General features: G+C 45.4%; 20 protein-coding genes. 13 read left to right on the forward strand and 7 right to left on the reverse strand.

The window, feature by feature from the left end; all coding sequences use genetic code 11:
• Positions 1 to 166 precede the first annotated feature (166 nt).
• From Q4Q46_RS13510 to Q4Q46_RS13550, 9 genes are all read left to right on the forward strand, one after another.
• Positions 167 to 1,246 carry a pilus assembly protein PilM gene (locus Q4Q46_RS13510; protein WP_311906213.1) on the forward strand — a complete coding sequence of 360 codons (1,080 nt, stop codon included), beginning with the start codon at positions 167 to 169 and terminating at the stop codon, positions 1,244 to 1,246.
• Entirely contained in the window at positions 1,234 to 1,818 is a 585-nt protein-coding gene (locus Q4Q46_RS13515; protein WP_220776795.1) for a PilN domain-containing protein, read from the forward strand. Before Q4Q46_RS13510 ends, Q4Q46_RS13515 begins: the two co-directional genes overlap by 13 nt.
• Positions 1,815 to 2,438 (forward strand): type IV pilus inner membrane component PilO, encoded by a 624-nt coding sequence (locus tag Q4Q46_RS13520; RefSeq protein ID WP_311906214.1) that lies wholly within the window; start codon positions 1,815 to 1,817, stop codon positions 2,436 to 2,438. Before Q4Q46_RS13515 ends, Q4Q46_RS13520 begins: the two co-directional genes overlap by 4 nt.
• Complete coding sequence (locus tag Q4Q46_RS13525) at positions 2,438 to 2,953, forward strand: pilus assembly protein PilP (RefSeq protein ID WP_106649105.1); 516 nt, start codon at positions 2,438 to 2,440, stop codon at positions 2,951 to 2,953. Before Q4Q46_RS13520 ends, Q4Q46_RS13525 begins: the two co-directional genes overlap by 1 nt.
• Positions 2,954 to 2,974: 21 nt before the next feature.
• Positions 2,975 to 5,026: a type IV pilus secretin PilQ gene (locus Q4Q46_RS13530; protein ID WP_311906215.1), complete on the forward strand. Its 2,052-nt coding sequence runs from the start codon at positions 2,975 to 2,977 to the stop codon at positions 5,024 to 5,026.
• 216 nt (positions 5,027 to 5,242) lie between these two features.
• Positions 5,243 to 5,758, forward strand: a complete 516-nt coding sequence (aroK, locus tag Q4Q46_RS13535) for a shikimate kinase AroK (RefSeq protein WP_006083542.1) — start codon at positions 5,243 to 5,245, stop codon at positions 5,756 to 5,758.
• Positions 5,759 to 5,767: 9 nt separating this feature from the next.
• Positions 5,768 to 6,844, forward strand: a complete 1,077-nt coding sequence (gene aroB / locus Q4Q46_RS13540; RefSeq protein WP_311906216.1) for a 3-dehydroquinate synthase — start codon at positions 5,768 to 5,770, stop codon at positions 6,842 to 6,844.
• Between the two features lie 18 nt (positions 6,845 to 6,862).
• Positions 6,863 to 8,311 carry an AAA family ATPase gene (locus Q4Q46_RS13545; protein WP_311906217.1) on the forward strand — a complete coding sequence of 483 codons (1,449 nt, stop codon included), beginning with the start codon at positions 6,863 to 6,865 and terminating at the stop codon, positions 8,309 to 8,311.
• Positions 8,312 to 8,359: 48 nt separating this feature from the next.
• Positions 8,360 to 9,199: a Dam family site-specific DNA-(adenine-N6)-methyltransferase gene (locus Q4Q46_RS13550; RefSeq protein ID WP_012588791.1), complete on the forward strand. Its 840-nt coding sequence runs from the start codon at positions 8,360 to 8,362 to the stop codon at positions 9,197 to 9,199.
• A gap of 18 nt (positions 9,200 to 9,217) precedes the next feature.
• Here the strand turns inward: Q4Q46_RS13550 and Q4Q46_RS13555 are convergent, their stop codons facing one another.
• Both Q4Q46_RS13555 and Q4Q46_RS13560 read right to left on the reverse strand, forming a co-directional pair.
• The gene (locus Q4Q46_RS13555) at positions 9,218 to 9,403 is read right to left on the reverse strand and encodes a DUF2970 domain-containing protein (protein WP_311906218.1); all 186 of its coding nucleotides are present in this window, start codon (positions 9,401 to 9,403) and stop codon (positions 9,218 to 9,220) included.
• Positions 9,403 to 9,768 (reverse strand): hypothetical protein, encoded by a 366-nt coding sequence (locus Q4Q46_RS13560; protein ID WP_311906219.1) that lies wholly within the window; start codon positions 9,766 to 9,768, stop codon positions 9,403 to 9,405. The genes Q4Q46_RS13555 and Q4Q46_RS13560 overlap by 1 nt, the downstream gene beginning before the upstream one ends.
• A gap of 276 nt (positions 9,769 to 10,044) precedes the next feature.
• Here Q4Q46_RS13560 and rpe point away from each other — a divergent pair, with 276 nt between their 5' ends.
• The 3 genes from rpe (at position 10,045) to trpS (ending at position 12,469) form a co-directional block, all read left to right on the forward strand.
• On the forward strand, positions 10,045 to 10,719 hold the full coding sequence (gene rpe / locus Q4Q46_RS13565; protein WP_012090481.1) for a ribulose-phosphate 3-epimerase: 675 nt from the start codon (positions 10,045 to 10,047) through the stop codon (positions 10,717 to 10,719).
• A 2-nt stretch (positions 10,720 to 10,721) separates the two neighbouring features.
• A complete protein-coding gene (locus Q4Q46_RS13570) occupies positions 10,722 to 11,399 on the forward strand; it encodes a phosphoglycolate phosphatase (protein WP_311906220.1) in 678 nt (225 codons plus the stop codon).
• 71 nt (positions 11,400 to 11,470) lie between these two features.
• Positions 11,471 to 12,469, forward strand: a complete 999-nt coding sequence (gene trpS / locus Q4Q46_RS13575; protein WP_107946270.1) for a tryptophan--tRNA ligase — start codon at positions 11,471 to 11,473, stop codon at positions 12,467 to 12,469.
• Positions 12,470 to 12,532: 63 nt separating this feature from the next.
• On the opposite strand, the gene Q4Q46_RS13580 is transcribed toward trpS, so the two are convergent.
• Positions 12,533 to 13,405 (reverse strand): LysR substrate-binding domain-containing protein, encoded by an 873-nt coding sequence (locus Q4Q46_RS13580; protein ID WP_006083533.1) that lies wholly within the window; start codon positions 13,403 to 13,405, stop codon positions 12,533 to 12,535.
• 120 nt (positions 13,406 to 13,525) lie between these two features.
• Between Q4Q46_RS13580 and Q4Q46_RS13585 the strand changes: the two genes are divergently transcribed.
• Complete coding sequence (locus tag Q4Q46_RS13585; protein ID WP_006083532.1) at positions 13,526 to 14,410, forward strand: DMT family transporter; 885 nt, start codon at positions 13,526 to 13,528, stop codon at positions 14,408 to 14,410.
• 92 nt (positions 14,411 to 14,502) lie between these two features.
• Here Q4Q46_RS13585 and dolP read toward each other — a convergent pair whose 3' ends face one another.
• The 4 genes from dolP to Q4Q46_RS13605 all read right to left on the reverse strand — a co-directional run bounded on the left by dolP (position 14,503) and on the right by Q4Q46_RS13605 (position 17,987).
• On the reverse strand, positions 14,503 to 15,069 hold the full coding sequence (gene dolP, locus Q4Q46_RS13590; RefSeq protein WP_311906221.1) for a division/outer membrane stress-associated lipid-binding lipoprotein: 567 nt from the start codon (positions 15,067 to 15,069) through the stop codon (positions 14,503 to 14,505).
• The gene (locus Q4Q46_RS13595; RefSeq protein WP_006083530.1) at positions 15,066 to 15,659 is read right to left on the reverse strand and encodes a phosphoheptose isomerase; all 594 of its coding nucleotides are present in this window, start codon (positions 15,657 to 15,659) and stop codon (positions 15,066 to 15,068) included. The genes dolP and Q4Q46_RS13595 overlap by 4 nt, the downstream gene beginning before the upstream one ends.
• 109 nt (positions 15,660 to 15,768) lie before the next feature.
• Entirely contained in the window at positions 15,769 to 16,095 is a 327-nt protein-coding gene (locus Q4Q46_RS13600; protein ID WP_311906222.1) for a YraN family protein, read from the reverse strand.
• Positions 16,092 to 17,987, reverse strand: a complete 1,896-nt coding sequence (locus Q4Q46_RS13605; protein WP_311906223.1) for a penicillin-binding protein activator — start codon at positions 17,985 to 17,987, stop codon at positions 16,092 to 16,094. Before Q4Q46_RS13605 ends, Q4Q46_RS13600 begins: the two co-directional genes overlap by 4 nt.
• Between the last annotated feature and the right edge of the window lie 49 nt (positions 17,988 to 18,036).

The raw sequence follows: 18,036 nt of genomic DNA on the forward strand, positions 1-18,036 counted from the left end.
TTAAGTGCGACAGTATATAAGGCGTACACCTCTTGGTGAAGTAAAAACGTGAGAAGCTTAAAATAGCGTTTGTAAAATGATGAAACATTCGATACAAGTAAGTATAACAAGTTGATTTTGTGCTAATCTCTTTTACTGAAATATAAATAAAAAAGTGACAATGGATATGCTTTCAAATTTATGGAAGCGTCAGGCTCCGCAGATGGTGGGAATTGACATAGGTTCCCATGAAGTTAAGGCCATTTTGTTGAGCAAGACTGCTGATGGATACAAGATATTGAGTCATGCGGCGGTACCCATTAAAAAGGGGGCCGTTAACGATCATGATATTCGTGATGCTGATGCCGTTGTCGAATGCCTTAGGCAAATAAAACGCAATTTACCTAAATCGGTTAAATATGCGGCGGTTTGTGTTTCAGGCTCTGCAGTGATGACCAAAGTGATCTACATGGATGCTTCGCTGAGCGAGGAAGAAATGGAGGCGCAGATAGAAATTGAAGCCGACAACCTTATTCCGTATTCACTCGATGAAGTCAGCATAGATTTTGAAACCCTCAGCGTAAATAGTACAGATCCTACCAAAGTGGATGTGTTGCTGAGTGCATGCCGCACCGACAATATTGATGTCAGAGTCGATGCGCTCGATAGTGTAGAACTTGAGGCTAAAGTGGTTGATGTAGAAGGTTATGCTTTAGGTCGTGCAGCTGAATTAATTCTGGCGCAGCTACCCGAAGGAGCGAAACATAAGGCCGTTGCTATGGTCGATATTGGCGCCAATATGACGACTTTTTCTGTAGTTGAAGCGGGAGAGACGACTTTTATTCGTGAGCAGGCCTTCGGAGGTGAGCAATTTACTCAGTCAATATTATCCTTCTATGGCATGTCTTATGATCAAGCCGAAAAAGCAAAAATTGAAGGCGACCTACCACGAAATTATATGTTTGAAGTCCTATCACCTTTCCAAACTCAGCTATTACAACAAATAAAACGTACGCTGCAAATCTATTGTACTTCGAGTGGAAAAGATAAAGTTGACTACCTCGTATTATGTGGTGGGACCTCTAAATTAGAAGGTATGGCCAATTTACTGACGAATGAATTGGGGGTACACACTATTATTGCCGATCCTTTTCAAGGGTGCCTGCATGCTGATGAGTCGGTTAAAAATTCGCTGCAACTTACAATCAACAAATATATGGTTGCTTGTGGCTTAGCATTGAGGAGTTACGGTCAATGGCGAACATAAACCTACTCCCTTGGCGAGAAGAGGCGAGAGAAAAACAAAAGCGCGATTATATTGGCATTTTAGCCGCGGTATTTCTAGCGTCGGTAATCTTGGTCTATGTGGCTGTATCTCTTTTGGACGTAATGACTGACGAGCAAAAAGCGCGTAATGCCTATTTGCAATCGGAAATTAGCCTGCTAGAAACACAAATTTCTGAGATTAAGAAGATTACCGAGCGTAAGAAGGATATTGAACGCCGCACCGAAATTATTTTGAATTTACAACAATCCCGTAATTTACCGACCCATGTGTTAGATGAGTTAGTGCGAATTGTGCCCCCAGGAATCTACCTTTCTAGCTTAGAGAAAAAGGGTAGCTTATTACTGATTGAAGGGCGTAGTGAATCAAATAATAACGTTGCCAATATGATGCGTAAGGTTAAGACCTCAGAGTGGCTAACCGATCCCAATATGCAGTCGATTGTGACTCAAAATGAGGAATTACGGCAATTACAGCGATTCAGTTTAAGAGTCACGATTAAAGGCGCGAATGTGGACGAGCCTGAGAAAATGACAAAAGGAGCGAGTAAATGAAACTCGATCTAAGTCAATTTAATGATATCGACTTTGAAAATATTGGTGGTTGGCCTAACCAAGTTAAAAGTTTTTTCGCGATCCTATTGGCACTGTGTGTTTTTGCAGCGGGTTATTTCTTAGTCGTTTCAGATTCGATTGACACCTATACCGCAGAGCAAGATAGGGAATTTCAACTCAGAGATGATTTTAAGAATAAGTATCAACTCGCAGCAAATTTAAAACTTTATCGTGAGCAGTTAGCAACGATGGAAGTGCAATTTGCCGAGTTACTGAAGATGCTCCCCTCAGAGAATGAAATGCCAGGCTTGCTAGATGATTTAACCTTTGTCGCCACCGATGCAGGACTCAGAATTAAGAGTTTAGATTGGGAGCCGGAAATTCAGCGGGATTTTTATATTGAATTCCCCATTAAAATGTCTGTTACAGGTGATTATCATCAGCTAGGTAATATGGTAAGTGGCGTAGCAAAACTGCCGCGTATTGTCAGTCTGCATGATTTTACGATTAAGCGCGACGATGCTGGTAACTTAGCCATGGATATTTTAGCTAAGACCTATCGCTTTAAAGAAGGGGCTGAATTACCGCCTGAAAAGCCTGCTAAGAAGGGGAAGAAATAATGAAATTCTTACCTCTATTGGCGTTGAGTCTTTTTTTAATGGGTTGTGTTGGCGATCGCAGTGATTTAGAGCTATTTGTTACTACAACTAAAGCGCAACACGTTGCTCATATTCCACCTTTAAAAGAACCGCCAAAGTTTGAGCACTTTGCCTATCAGGCTGAGCTAATGCGTAGCCCATTTGTACCACCTTCACGTGAACTAACTGAAGAGGTTGTTGATACCAGCAAAGATTGTTTACAACCAGATTTAAAGCGTCGAAAAGGACGATTAGAAACTTATCCTTTAGATAATTTAAAAATGCGTGGCACCTTAAGTGAAGCAGATACGACTTGGGCACTAGTCGAAACAAATGATGGCAGTGTGTATCGGATGGGCGTTGGTGAGTATTTAGGTCTGTTTAATGGACGCATTTCTAAAGTTACTTCACAAAATGTCGAAGTAGTAGAATTAATTCCAGATGGTTCTGGTTGTTGGTCCGAAAGGACAAGCAATTTAGAACTTTCTGGAGAATAACGAGCGAAGGATGAGGGTATAATGAAATCTTCTGCCGCGATAAAAGTCCCGTTAATTTCTTCAGGCTTAATCAAGTCTGTTATAGGGATCGCACTGGTATTTGGAATTTTGCCATCGAGTTTTGCGGCAAATCGATTAATGGATGTTAAATACCATACCTTGGTTGATCATCAATTGGAGCTAGAACTGGTCTTTGAAGATGCGGTCGCTCCGCCTGCAATAGATTCAAATGCTTCGCCCGCCGAGCTAGTGTTGACCTTCGATAATAGTATCTCGGGTTTATCTAAGGATCGTTTACCTATTAATCAGGTTGGGGTTGCAGATATCACCACTGAGCAGCAAGACACTCACCTAAAAGTCATCTTAGGTATGTCCAAAGTGAAACCTTACCAAGGTTCAGTAATGGGCAATTCATATCGGCTCACGATTAACGATGAAGTGCCAGGGACTCAAGCCCAAGCTGAAAACCCCTTCGTTAATAGCATTAAAAATATTGATTTCCGTCGTAATGATAATGGTGGCGGTGAGTTATTGGTCTATCTCAATAATCGCTCGGTTGCGGCTAATGTAGCGCAAGTGGGCGCTAAGCTTGAGGTGAAGTTGTATAACACAGATATTAAGAGTGAACTTCTGTATGTTATGGATGTGAAAGACTTTTCCACGCCAGTAAAAAGTTTCGAGACCTTTAAAGAGGACTTAACTACGCGCATATTAATTGATATTGCGGGTAACTATGAATTCACTTATAAGCAAGAAGATAATCTCTTTAGACTTTCAATGAATAGAGTCGAGAGAGTCGCCGCCAAGAAAGACGTTAAAAAATACAATGGCCGTACCTTGTCGCTTAATTTCCAAAATATCCCTGTACGGACTGTGCTACAGATCATCGCCGACTATAACAATTTTAACTTAGTCACCAGTGATACTGTGGAAGGCAATATCACTTTAAGATTGGATGATGTGCCTTGGGATCAAGCTTTAGAATTAATTCTTCAAACCAAAGGATTAGATAAGCGTATCGAAGGTAATATCTTAATGGTGGCGCCGAGCGAAGAACTGGCAATTCGTGAAAGCCAAAACCTCAAAAACAAACAAGAGGTTAAAGAGTTAGCACCGCTCTATTCCGAGTATTTGCAAATTAACTACGCGAAAGCGGTCGATATTGCAGAGTTATTAAAAAGCACGGATTCGAGCTTACTTTCACCACGAGGTTCAGTCGCGGTCGATGAACGTACCAACACTGTACTGGTGAAAGATACGGCTGAAACGATTGAGAACATCCACCGCTTAGTTGAAGTGCTCGATATCCCTATCCGCCAAGTGTTGATCGAGTCACGTATGGTGACTGTAAAAGATGATGTCTCCGAAGACTTAGGTATTCGTTGGGGGATTACAGATCAACAGGGCAGTAAAGGTACTTCAGGAAGTTTAGAGGGAGCAAATAGTATCGCTAATGGCATTATTCCTGCTCTAGATAATCGTCTTAATGTCAATTTGCCTGCAGCAGCAGCTAATGCAACAAGTATTGCATTTAGCGTAGCTAAATTGGCTGATGGAACCATTCTAGATTTGGAATTAAGCGCGTTAGAGCAAGAAAACAAAGGTGAGATCATCGCCAGCCCTCGTATTACCACCTCTAACCAAAAGGCGGCTTATATTGAGCAAGGTGTCGAGATCCCTTATGTGCAGTCGACTTCGAGTGGTGCAACGTCAGTCACGTTTAAGAAGGCGGTGTTATCTCTACGGGTTACACCACAAATTACGCCTGATAACCGAGTCATTTTAGATCTAGAAATTACTCAAGATTCTCAGGGTAAAACCGTTGATACTCCAACGGGTCCTGCTGTGGCCATCGATACTCAACGTATTGGTACCCAAGTGCTCGTTAATAACGGCGAAACCATAGTACTTGGTGGTATTTATCAGCAAAATCTCATTAGCCGTGTCAGTAAAGTGCCAATCCTAGGTGATATTCCCTTAGTTGGTTTCTTGTTTAGGAACACAACAGACAAAAATGAGCGTCAAGAGCTACTTATTTTCGTCACCCCGAAAATTGTCGGTGAGAAGATCTAAGCACTTGCTATGTATCGACTAAAGCCAGCAGTAATTGCTGGCTTTATTATTACTGGTATACAATTCTTTGCATAAATAGCGTACATGGCTTGCCATAGTAGACCTTAAGCTGAGATAATCCTCGGTCAAGTCTCATAAGAGCAAGGTAACATATAGGTCGGCTTGATGTTGAGTCGATATAGGCATACTTTTCAATAAGATTCAGACGTACAAGAAATGGCTGAAAAACGTAATATTTTTCTGGTAGGCCCTATGGGCGCAGGTAAAAGCACAATTGGTCGCCATCTGGCGCAAATGCTGCATTTAGAATTCCACGATTCAGATCAAGAGATTGAGCAACGCACAGGCGCTGATATTGCTTGGGTGTTTGACGTCGAAGGTGAAGAAGGCTTCCGTCGTCGTGAAGCTCAGGTTATTGCTGATTTGTCTGAGAAACAAGGTATTGTCCTTGCCACCGGTGGTGGTTCAGTACAAAGCAAAGATATCCGTAATCATCTGTCTGCTCGTGGCATTGTGGTTTATCTGGAAACCACTATCGACAAACAGGTCGCTCGTACTCAAAGAGACAAGCGACGCCCATTATTGCAAGTGGATGATCCTCGAGAAGTGTTGGAGAATCTTGCAGAGATCCGTAATCCATTGTACGAAGAAATTGCCGATGTGATTGTCAAAACTGATGATCAAAGCGCAAAGATTGTCGCCAATCAGATCATTGAGCAATTAGGTTTTTAGGCAGAATTTATGAAGCAAATTCAGGTTGATTTAGATGTACGTAGTTATCCCATTTACATTGGCCAGAATTTGATGAGTGATGGCGAGACCTTGTCTCGCTACCTGCTTAAAAAACGTATTCTTATCGTCACCAATGAAACTGTCGCGCCTTTGTATCTAAAACAGATACAAGAGACGATGGCTTCGTTTGGTGAGGTAGAGAGTGTTATCCTCCCCGATGGCGAACAATTCAAAGATTTAGCACATCTAGATGTTATTTTTACTGCATTGCTGCAGCAAAACTATGGTCGAGATTCTGTGCTGGTGGCTTTGGGTGGCGGCGTAATTGGTGATATGACGGGCTTTGCCGCGGCATGTTATCAACGTGGGATCGATTTTATTCAAATTCCGACAACCTTATTGTCGCAGGTGGATTCTTCCGTCGGCGGTAAAACGGCTGTTAACCATCCTCTTGGTAAAAACATGATTGGGGCCTTTTATCAGCCACAAATCGTGCTTATCGATACTTTATGTTTACATACGCTTCCAGCGCGCGAGTTTGCGGCGGGAATGGCGGAAGTCATCAAGTATGGCATCATGTGGGATGCTGATTTTTTTCAATGGCTTGAAGATAATGTAACGGCACTAAAAACCTTAGATGCCCAAGCATTGGTTTATGCTATCTCCCGTTGCTGTGAGATTAAGGCCGATGTGGTTAGCCAAGACGAAACTGAGCAGGGTGTACGTGCTTTATTGAATCTAGGTCATACCTTTGGTCATGCGATTGAAGCCGAAATGGGCTACGGTAATTGGTTGCATGGTGAAGCAGTGTCAGCTGGCACAGTCCTTGCTGCTCAAACAGCTAAAGCACTGGGGCTTATCGATGAGTCAATAGTTTGTCGTATCATACAGTTACTACAAGCTTTTGATCTTCCAGTGAGTGCGCCGGAATCTATGGATTTCGACAGTTTCATTCAACATATGCGACGCGATAAAAAAGTTTTAGGCGGTCAGATTCGACTGGTGCTCCCAACGGCAATAGGCCGCGCGGATGTGTTTAGTCAAGTCACAGAATCTACCCTTGAACAGGTTATTCGCTGCGCATAAACACTGTGTGGTGGGCGAGTGACGTTTCAAGGTTCTGTCTTGCTTCCTTCTCAGGAAGCCCTCATACAAAGAATGCATCATGTTGCCAGTTATAGCGATCAGCTGCTGGTGCTTTCTGGTGTCAGCGGCTCAGGCAAAACCACCTTAGTGACCGGATTAGCGACCGATTTTGACGAATCCAATGTGGCATTTGTGATTTGTCCTATGCATGCTGATAACGCTGAGATACGGCGCAAAATTCTAGTCCAGTTAATTTCATCCCCGATTTTTGACGACGATATTCCCCTTGCCGATACCTTGTTGCGGCTTGCGAGTACCCAAACTAAACCCCTACATATTATTATCGATGATGCGCATTTATTGCCTAAGGCATTATGGGCAGAGTGTATTATTCTCAATCAAATTCAGTGTGCGGGTAAGAATATTGCCGTCACGCTCACGGTTCCACCGGCATTTTTAGCCGACCTATTACCCCAATTGCCTGAGCAGTTACGGCGGCAGATATTGCCTATCAATATTGAGCCGTTAACCATGCCCGAGCGTGAGGCCTTATATCAAACGTTACTGAGATACAGCGAGCAAAATCCTTTTACGCCAAGGGAAATTGTGCGCAGTCAGCTTGAGAAGCAAACCGGTACGCCGCAGGAAGTGGTCAATCTGTTAGATAAAGCCTTGCATAGCACGCCAGAGAAAACATCTTCTTGGATGAAGTATAAAGCCGTGATGGTGACGGCTGTGAGTATGTTACTCGCCTTAGGTATTTGGCTTGGTGTTACTCAACCATTTTCTGAAGAGCAAGCTCCTGAGGTCGTAACTTATCCATCGATAGATTCACCCGCCTTCTTGTCCTACGGGCAAAAAGTCTTAACGCCGTATTTTACGCTGCGCGCTGAGCAACTGAAGCTCGCCGCGGAGACTGCGAAAGTTATTGAAATCGAGACGGCAGAAGCCAAAGCTGAACAAGCCGTCGATCCCTTAAGTGAATTCCACGGTGAAGCGCAACATCCCATGCCTGACGATGCTGCCTTAGTGAGTGTGGGTGAGGTGAGTAGCAAGTCTTTTGGTGAGGATAAGCCGCCTGAGGATACTGAACCACAAGCTAAAGCGGCTCAGACTCAACCCGCAACCATTGATGCTGCAAAGGCCGATAAGCCGGTAGCTAAAGCGGGCTTGGATACGCAAAAGCCGCTCAAAGGTTACACAATACAGATTGCCAGTGTTGCTCAGTTGGATACCCTGCGTGCAACATTAAAGAGTATTGAGCATCTTGAGGGCGTTCGCGTTGCACAACATAAGCAGCGTTGGGTTGTCCTCGTTGGCAACTACAGCAGTAGCAAATCAGCTTCGAATGCGGCGGCACAATTGGTTAAAGAGTATCGTTTCGAGCAACCTTGGGTAAGAAAGTGGGCGGATTTAAAAGATTATCAACTAGAAGAAAGTCTGCCAAATCGTGAAATTTCAGAATAAACAGAGTACAATCATGGCCTTTATTTTTGTCGGCATTCATCAAGTTAAATGATAAAAAAACACAGAGCCTTCCTTAAGTGGGCTGGCGGTAAATTTAAATTGGTGGATGATTTGGCCAGTTATTTACCCACAGGAGACCGTTTGGTCGAGCCATTCGTGGGTGCAGGATCCGTTTTCTTAAATACGGATTATCCTAGCTACCTGCTCTGTGACATTAATCAGGACTTGATTGAGTTATACCAGATTGTGAAGCATCAACCAGAAGCTTACATTGCCGCGGCTAAGGCAATGTTTGTTGATGAGATGAATCAAAAAGACGCTTACTATCAGGTGCGGACCGACTTTAATAAATGTCGCGACCCTTTCCAACGTTCCGTGTATTTCCTCTATCTAAACCGCCATGGTTTTAATGGCTTATGCCGTTATAACCGTAAAGGCGGCTTCAATGTGCCCTTTGGTTCCTATAAAAAGCCGTATTTCCCCGAAAAGGAAATCTGGGCCTTTTCTGAAAAAGCGCAACGTGCCGAGTTTAAATGCATAGGTTACGAAAAAGCCTTTGAGCAGACACGTAGCGGCGATGTGGTTTACTGCGATCCACCTTATGCGCCATTATCTACCACATCCAGTTTCACTACGTATGTCGGTGCGGGCTTTAGTCTAGACGACCAAGCGCTGCTGGCTCGTCATTCGCGCCATACAGCACTAGAACGTGGTATTCCTGTGTTGATCAGTAATCACGATATTCCATTGACTCGCGAGTTATACCGCGGCGCTCACTTAGCGAAAATCCAAGTGCAACGTAACATTAGCCAAAATGGTAGTGGTCGTAACAAAGTGGATGAGTTGATGGCGTTATATGATGAAAATTACGATCCAAAGGATGACTAGGTTCGACATAGCCTACGTTCAGCTAAGCACTTGTCCTACGAGAAACATCAGGCTTGCCACTAAGACGACTGCCAATACGATTCCCATTACGATATAAGGTAATGGTGAGCTAGTTTGGAAATCTTTTTTTCGATTCTCGTCAGTTTGTACCCCGAAAAAGGCGGCGACTGTGCTGTGGAATACCTGCCAGATACGGCTAAGCATTAATAGGCAAGATGAGATGTAGTGGGCTTGAGGTCATCCATAGGTTTATCTTGATGGCCGTGTAATAGCTCAAGCAAATCGACAAAGTGGAACTGACTTGAACGGTTTTTTCCTGTGAGCCACGTTTTCCAGCTTAGGGTTTGTGCTTGATCGGCGCAGCGATTATTAGGATGACTACTAGGCAGAGCATTATTGTAACGGATGTCACTGCTACAAGCGCATGAAGCTGTTTCGGTATTTTCCGTAAGTTTTTCAACGCCAAAAGCTAACGTGGCCACGACAACAGCAGTGAATGCCAACATCATAGATGACTTAAATGTCACTGACTTAACATAGTGTGAAAACAAACTAAACCGCCCCTTCATAACGCTTCCTTTGAAATGAACCAGCATTGCGCCTCGAGTATAACAAACTCGCCTAGTTTATGAACAAAAATTTATCAATTGCCGCCAAAATGCTCGAAAATATTAGCTTATTTTACCGAATCCAAGCCCCAATTGACTGCGATAGTTACAGAATGTGCTGCTTTGCTGACACGGGCATCGCGTATCAATTGCCAGAAATGTGGCTTTAGCTATAGAGGCTTAGCTTGGCTCAGGGTAAAATAAGGCACTTTTTATCCAAATAGCAGCGAGTGTTTTATGCGTCCATTCTTGATTGCTCCATCGATTTTATCTGCCGATTTTGCCCGTTTGGGTGATGATGTAAAAGCCGTGTTAGATGCGGGGACCGACGTAGTGCATTTTGATGTGATGGATAATCACTATGTTCCTAACTTAACAATTGGCCCCATGGTGTGCCAAGCGCTGCGTAACTACGGTATTACCGCCGATATTGATGTGCATTTGATGGTTAAGCCAGTTGACCGTATCGTGCCTGATTTTGCTAAAGCGGGCGCATCTATTATTACTTTCCATCCAGAAGCCTCAGAGCACGTCGATCGCACACTTCAGTTGATCAAAGAATGTGGCTGTAAAGCGGGTCTCGTGTTTAATCCTGCCACACCACTGCATTATCTCGACCATGTGATGGATAAGCTGGATGTGATTCTGTTGATGTCAGTGAACCCTGGTTTTGGCGGTCAATCTTTTATCCCATCGACCTTAGATAAACTGCGTCAAGTGCGTGCGCGTATCGATGCCAGTGGGTTCGATATTCGCTTAGAAGTGGATGGCGGCGTTAAGGTCGACAATATTGCTGAAATCGCCGCCGCCGGTGCCGACATGTTTGTTGCGGGCTCTGCCATTTTCGGCAAGCCAGATTACAAAGCTGTTGTTGATGAGATGCGTGCCGAACTTGCTAAAGTTGGGGCATAGGCATGTGGGATAAGATTAAAGCGATAGCGTTTGATCTTGATGGCACGCTGATCGACAGTGTGCCGGACCTAGCCGTTGCCACGCAGCAAGCCTTAGCCGAGTTAGGTTTGAAGAGCTGCTCTGAGGCCCAAGTGCGTACTTGGGTCGGTAACGGTGCCGAAATGTTAATGCGCCGCGCCATGACCCATGCCTTGGGAGCGGATGTTGAGCAAACCCCACTGGATGCGGCCATGCCGATTTTTATGCATCATTATCAAGAAAATCTTGAAAAACACAGTGCGCTGTATAGTGACGTGCATCAAGTACTGCAAACCTTGTTCGATGCAGGTTTTAAGCTCGCCGTTGTCACCAATAAACCCTATCGTTTTACCTTGCCATTACTCAATGCCTTTGGGATTAATGACTTTTTCAGCTTAGTGTTAGGTGGCGATACCCTAGCTAAGATGAAGCCCGATCCTTTGCCGCTGCAGCACTTATTACATGAGTGGCAATTGGATAAAGAGGCGTTATTGATGGTCGGCGACTCTAAAAACGACATTTTAGCGGCGAAAGCGGCTGGGATAGCGTCAATCGGCTTGACCTACGGCTACAACTACGGTGAAGATATTGGGCTCAGTGGCCCAGATGCCGTATGTGAGCAATTTAGTGAGATTTTGAACTGGGTAAAACCTACTAAGTAATGCGTGTTTACCCGTTTTTTAGTCGATTTTTTTATAGTCTTTTTATATATAGATAGTGGAGCAATGACGTAATGACCAAACCCATAGTACTCAGCGGTGCACAGCCGTCCGGCGAATTAACCATAGGTAACTACATGGGTGCATTGCGTCAATGGGTTGCGATGCAAGATAGCCACGACTGCCTCTATTGTGTGGTCGACTTGCATGCCATTACCGTGCGTCAAGATCCTAAAGCGTTGCGCGAAGCCTGTTTAGACACCTTAGCCCTGTATTTGGCCTGTGGCGTCGATCCTAAAAAGAGCACAGTGTTTATCCAGTCACAGGTGCCACAACACACGCAATTGGGTTGGGCATTAAATTGCTACACCCAAATGGGCGAGTTGAGTCGTATGACGCAGTTTAAAGATAAGTCACAAAAGCATGCTAATAACATCAACGTGGGTCTGTTTGGTTACCCTGTGCTGATGGCGGCGGATATTCTGATTTATCAAGCGAACGAAATCCCAGTTGGTCAAGATCAGAAGCAACACCTTGAGTTAACGCGTGATATCGCGACTCGCTTCAACAATGCCTACGGTGATACTTTCACCATTCCTGAGCCGTTTATTCCTGAACATGGCGCGAAAGTGATGTCGTTGCAGGAGCCGCTGAAGAAGATGTCTAAGTCAGACGAGAACCGTAACAACGTCATCGGCCTGCTAGAAGATCCAAAAGCCGTGCTGAAGAAGCTGAAAAAAGCTATGACAGACAGTGATGAGCCGCCAGTCGTGCGTTTCGATATGGACAATAAGCCAGGCGTTTCTAACCTGCTGAGTCTCATGTCGGGTGTGACGGGACAAAGCATTGCAAGCCTAGAAGCCGAGTTTGAAGGCAAGATGTATGGCCATTTGAAAGGTGCAGCAGGCGAAGCGGTTGTGAGCATGTTAGCGCCGCTGCAAGAGCGTTACCGCGCGATTCGTGCCGACCGTGCTTACTTAGACCAAGTGATGAAAGCTGGCGCTGAAAGTGCGCAGGCGCGCGCCGAAGTGACATTGAAAAAAGTGTACGAGAAGATTGGTTTGTTAGTGTAATCAATCGATATCGATAAATTAAGCCGACGTCAGCGTCGGCTTTTTTGTGTCTGGACGTTCACCTTAGGCCTGTGATTTTAGCCAAGATGAGAAGGCGGCAATCGCAGGCTCAGATAAACGGCGCTGTTTACAAAAGAAAGTAAATTCAAATCCGGTATGCACATCGGGAAGATTCAAAGCGACTAAACGCCCCGTGGTGATATCGCCAGCCACCATAAAGTCCGGCGCTAGGGCTAAGCCTTGGCCTGCAATCGCCGCCTCAATTGCCATCACAATATGACTAAACACATGCTGTTGTTCGTTATCGAGTGGGATCTGGTGTGCCGATGACCATTTGTGCCAGTCGAGTCCGAGTGGGCCTTCATCGACAACCAGCAGGGCTTGTTGCTGGAAATTGCTCAGGCTAATGTCGCGCCATTTAAGGTAGAAATTTGGGCTGCACACTGGGATTAACCGCTCTTTATGGAGTAACTGTTGCCAATAGCCGCGTTGATTCAGTTTACCGGCGATGAAGATATCCGCCGTGCTAGTGCTGAGATCAGGATCTTGGGTGATCATCTCGAGGCGGATTTTCACGCTCGGATATTGGCGGCGAAAATCGGTGAGTCTGGGGATCAACCATTTCACCGAGAAGGAGCTATAAACGGCTAAGCACAGCTGCTGATTGGGCGTGTCGCGAACCTTCAAATTAAGATCACTTAACTCGTTGAATATCCGCTCTAACTCTAGAAATAGTCCGTGTCCTTTTGGGGTTAACTGCAGTTTACGCCCCTGACGGTCGAACAGTTGCTCGCCAAAATACTCTTCTAATACCCGCACTTGGTGAGAAACCGCACTTTGGGTGATGCACAGTTCATCGGCCGCCTTAGAAAAATGCTGTTGTCTGGCGGCGGCTTCGAACACTTGCAGAGCGCGTAATGGTGGGAGCTTTCTCATTATTTTCAATATCTAAAGGCTTTAGTATGAATCTAATTCATCTAGCATGAGAAAGCATCATTTCAGCTTAAGTTTTGCGAGGATTATCATGCCGCCATTGAGATTTATGGATGTTAAAAAATGCAACGCCCAGTTGTTATCGGTTTGATTTTATTGATAGTAGGTAATCTATTCAGTGCCTTCTATGATGTGTCGATCAAGTGGTTGCCGGACGATGCAAATGCCTCGACTTTCCTCCTTGTCAGGCAAATCTCCTCAGTCTTTATGCTGTTACCAGTGTGGCTGTATTCACAGCGGCCAATGACAACACATATTTCAGTTCACCTTTGGCGTGCCAACATAGGCTCAGTTGGCGCGCTTTTTTTAATTATTGGCTTGATGGCATTGCCACTCGCGACAGTGAGTTCATTGTTTTATTCGGCACCTTTGATGATCATCTTGATGGGGTATTTTTTCCTGAGAGAGCGGATCACTGCTGCCCAGACCATCTGCACAGGCTTAGGTTTTGTCGGTATTTTGATTATCCTGCGACCGAGTGAAATGAACTGGTATGGCATTGCTGTGCTATTTTCTGCTTTTACCTTTGCAGTGAATCAGTTAGCGCTGAAAAAAGTGCCCCATGCTGAACATCCCGTATTAACGCTGATGTTGTATAACTTGCTGGGTATTCCGGCGACGTTAGTGATTGCGGCGTTTCAGGGCATTGAAGGTTTGAGTTGGGAGCTGGTGGGCGTGGCATTGCTGAGCAACGTATTCTTACTTGTATATCACTGGTTTTGTGTGCTGGCCTACCGTAAAACACAGGCGAGCGATATCGCGATTGCGGAATATAGTGGCTTGTTATTTATTGTCTTTTTAGGCTGGTTATTATTCGATGAATGGTTGGATAATTTAAGCTGGCTTGGCGCCGCTTTGATTGTGTTGCCTTCGTTGTTTTTACCTTGGCTAGGGTCGTTGTTATCAAAATCGACGCCTAAGATAGCGGATACGCTAGCGGGGAAATAATGGTGAGCGTTTAAGCCTAAGTGTACGAGTTGACTCGCGACTTAGGCTTAACTTCCACTACGCTCAAATTACAACCTGCTCAAATTGTAAAATCACTCTGTATATTCAAATACTCTTACCACTTTACGCACGCCTGCAGTATTGCGGGCGATATCAACGGCTAAGTCTGCTTGCGAGCGATGGATCACGCCGAGCAAAAAGACTTCACCATTTTCAGTGATGACTTTAATCCGAGTCATATCCAAATCTTTCTCGTTTAGCATGCGGCCCTTCACTTTGGTGGTGATCCAAGTGTCGTTGCTACGTGTGGTGAAAGAAGTTGGGTTGCCAATGCGGATCTGATTGTGGATCTTGCCGCCTAGCTTAAGATCTTGTACGACCTTGATGGCTTTATCCCTTAACATGGAGTTAGGGGCTTGGCCTATCATAAGCACATTGCCATTGACGGACACACCAGTGATATTAGTTTGTTTTTTAAGATCTTCTTGCTCTAGTAGCGCACTAGTGATCCTAAAATCCGTATTAGTATCATCAATTTGTGTCTTAACAGTGCGCTCATCGTTGGCCATCATAGCGCCACTCACTGCGCCCACCATAACGGCACCGGCGCAGCCTTGTAGCAGCAAGCAAACCATTAACAGCGGGGCAGCGTGTCTCATTGCTGCTCGTCCTGCGGGAAGAGTGTGCGGTCAATGTTGTCACATAGGCAGTGGATCACCAGTAAGTGCACTTCTTGAATACGTGCGGTGACGTTTGAAGGCACGCGGATTTCCACATCGCCCACGCTCAGCAGGCCTGCCATAGCGCCGCCATCTTTACCTGTTAGTGCAACGATCGTCATGTCACGGCTTAATGCGGCTTCCATGGCTTTAATCACGTTACCTGAGTTACCGCTGGTGGAGATCGCCAGCAGAATGTCGCCCGGTTGACCTAAGGCAAAAATCTGTTTTGAGAAAATCTCATCATAGCTATAGTCGTTGGCGATAGCTGTGATGGTTGAAGTGTCAGTAGACAGGGCAATGGCCGGTAAGGGTGGACGTTCAATCTCGTAGCGGTTTAGCAGTTCGGCTGAGAAATGTTGTGCATCGCCAGCACTGCCGCCGTTACCGCAAGCAAGGATTTTATTGCCACCCAAAAGACAGTGCACCATCATCTCGGCCGCTTTGGCGATTGATTCTGGCAGTGCTTCGGCTGCATCGATTTTTGTCTGGATAGATTCAGTAAAGCTGTCTTTAATGCGTTCTAACATGGATAAATCCTTTCAGGATAAAGTGTTGCTATCATGCCATATTTCCACAAGCGTGTTGAGGCACAGACGTTAAAAATAATTTGTGTCGCTACTCTCGCACTATTGGCGCTTAAAAGGCATCGACGAGCCAATGAATTTGATCGGCTTCCATGGCGATGACATCGAAACGACAGGGCACATCGAGTCTATTGAGTTGCAAATAATGGTTGGCCGCTTTACGAATCCGCGTGATTTGCGCCGTGCTTAAAGCCTGTAATGCGCCGCCATATTGGGTTGCCGAGCGATACTTCACTTCAACAAATACCCAATGGCTTTTATGGCGCATGACCAAATCAATTTCCCCAAACGGATAGCGGACATTACGTTCGACAAAAGTTAACCCTTGCTGTTCAAGGTAACGTTGTGCGTGCGCTTCTGCCTGCTGTCCGAGTGTCATAGCTGGCGGAAGCTGCCTCTTTGGTAACGTCCCCAGCTTAATTGGCGGTTTACTATGCCATCTGGACTAACCGATAAAGCGCCGCTGCGGCCATTGAATTGGTAACCCGTAAATGAGCGCATTTGTGCTAAACGGCCGATCAAGTCCATTGCATCATAACCCATAACAAACAAACGTTTCTGACTGTTATTCCAGCCCGAAAATAACGTGTTGACCATTAGGTTTTCTTCGCCGTTTTGCATCAGCCAAGGAGCATCACTGAGGGTGAGGTTATTTAAATCCTGCGCCGTTTGTGTGCTTTCGTTCTCAACTCGGCTGCGGCTTGAGGTATACAAGGGCACAGGTTGAGTGAACACGCTGAAGTTAACATCGATAAAGGCCTTGAGCAGAGTCAGATCCTGCGGCGTTGAAATCATATAAATGGCATCAATATCTTGGCGTGAACGGAAGTCAGCCTGCACTGAGTTACCCAGCAGCTCCTTGATGCGTGCGATACGGGCTTGGCTATCACGTACGCCAAGGGCATCTTGCACTGTGGTTTTCATTTGGTCGCCACCATCGTAGTAATAGACTTCGACGACGTTATCGCTCTTCTTTTTCCACGCTTGAATAAAGCTTTCGGCCATACGTTTGCCAAGGGCATCATTGCTGGCGAGCAGCAATGGCATAGTGACGCCATCTTGATATAAATGCTCGACGGCATCGGCTGCTTCTTGGGCTGGTGATAGCGCAAAGTAGAATTTGTTTGGATCGGGGGTGAATTTATCAACTTGATTCAAAAACAGTTGTGGTACAGGCGCAGCTGTAACTGTATTAGCTTTTTTTTCTGGGTTAGCCGTATTGGTCAGCGCATTAGTGGTGGCAGTATTTGCTGCATTCATCACTTGTATTTGTTCGATTTCAGTCGGTAGTAATGGGCCAATAATAAACTCGGCTCCTGCTGTCAGTGCCTGTTGATAGGCGCTCGCCGCATCGTTGGCCGTATCGTAAAAATTCACTGCGACTTGATCGTTTTGCTTTGCCATATAGCTGGCTAATATACCTTGGCGAATCGCATTGGCGGCGTTCGCTCTTGGACCCGTCAGCGGCAACAGCACGGCAATATTTTTCGGCGTAAATGGTTTAGCGTTTAAGGCTCTATCCAAATCGGCGGGCAGTTTGGCTGCAGCTGGGTGATAAGGATTTTGTTTCTGCCATTCACCTAAGTAGCGCACTAACTGAGTGGGATCGACGGCATAATGCTTAGCGATATAAGCCAGTTGTAACCAGCCCGCAAACACTGGACTTTTAGCATCTTGGGTAAACGTCTTTATGGTTTGTTCGTGCATCGGCTGCAGCACTTGCCAAATGGTGTTATTCACTTCGTTGGCTTGGGCGGGTGGCAAGTAAGTTGTCAGCAAACTCAACTCGCGCACTTGTTCAATTGGCTGTTTATTCAATTGATATAAATGCGCTTTGAATTGGTGATAGGCCGTCATTTGCCAGCTTGGCAGGCTCCAACTACTTGGATAATTTAAGGTTTTAAGGGCATCACTGTAGGTGGACGTATGTTCAAGTACACGCGCGGTCAAGTATTTATGTTCGGCCAGTAATGTAGGGCTCTGAGTTAAGCTCGGCTGTATCGATTTGAGTAGCTTCTGCGCCGCCGCATAGTCATTGGCATTAATATAGGCATGGGCTGCTAGCAGCAGATAAGTATCGCGCTGCTGCGGGTCTTTGCTATTGGCCGCTTGCGCCAAATAGACATTTGCCGCCAAAGGTGCGGATGCTAATGAGGTAGCCACTGTGGCGGTTGTTCCAGTGGAATTGGGCGATGAAACACCACAACCCGCCAAGATTACCGATAAAATGGCCACGGAAACGAACTTAGTTGTATTCAGGCTTTTTAACACTGGGCTTCACTCTGGTAAGATGCGGCCTCTAGTTTAACCTTCTCTCGCG

The organism is Shewanella vaxholmensis (assembly GCF_031932135.1).
Taxonomy (GTDB): Bacteria; Pseudomonadota; Gammaproteobacteria; order Enterobacterales; family Shewanellaceae; genus Shewanella; species Shewanella hafniensis.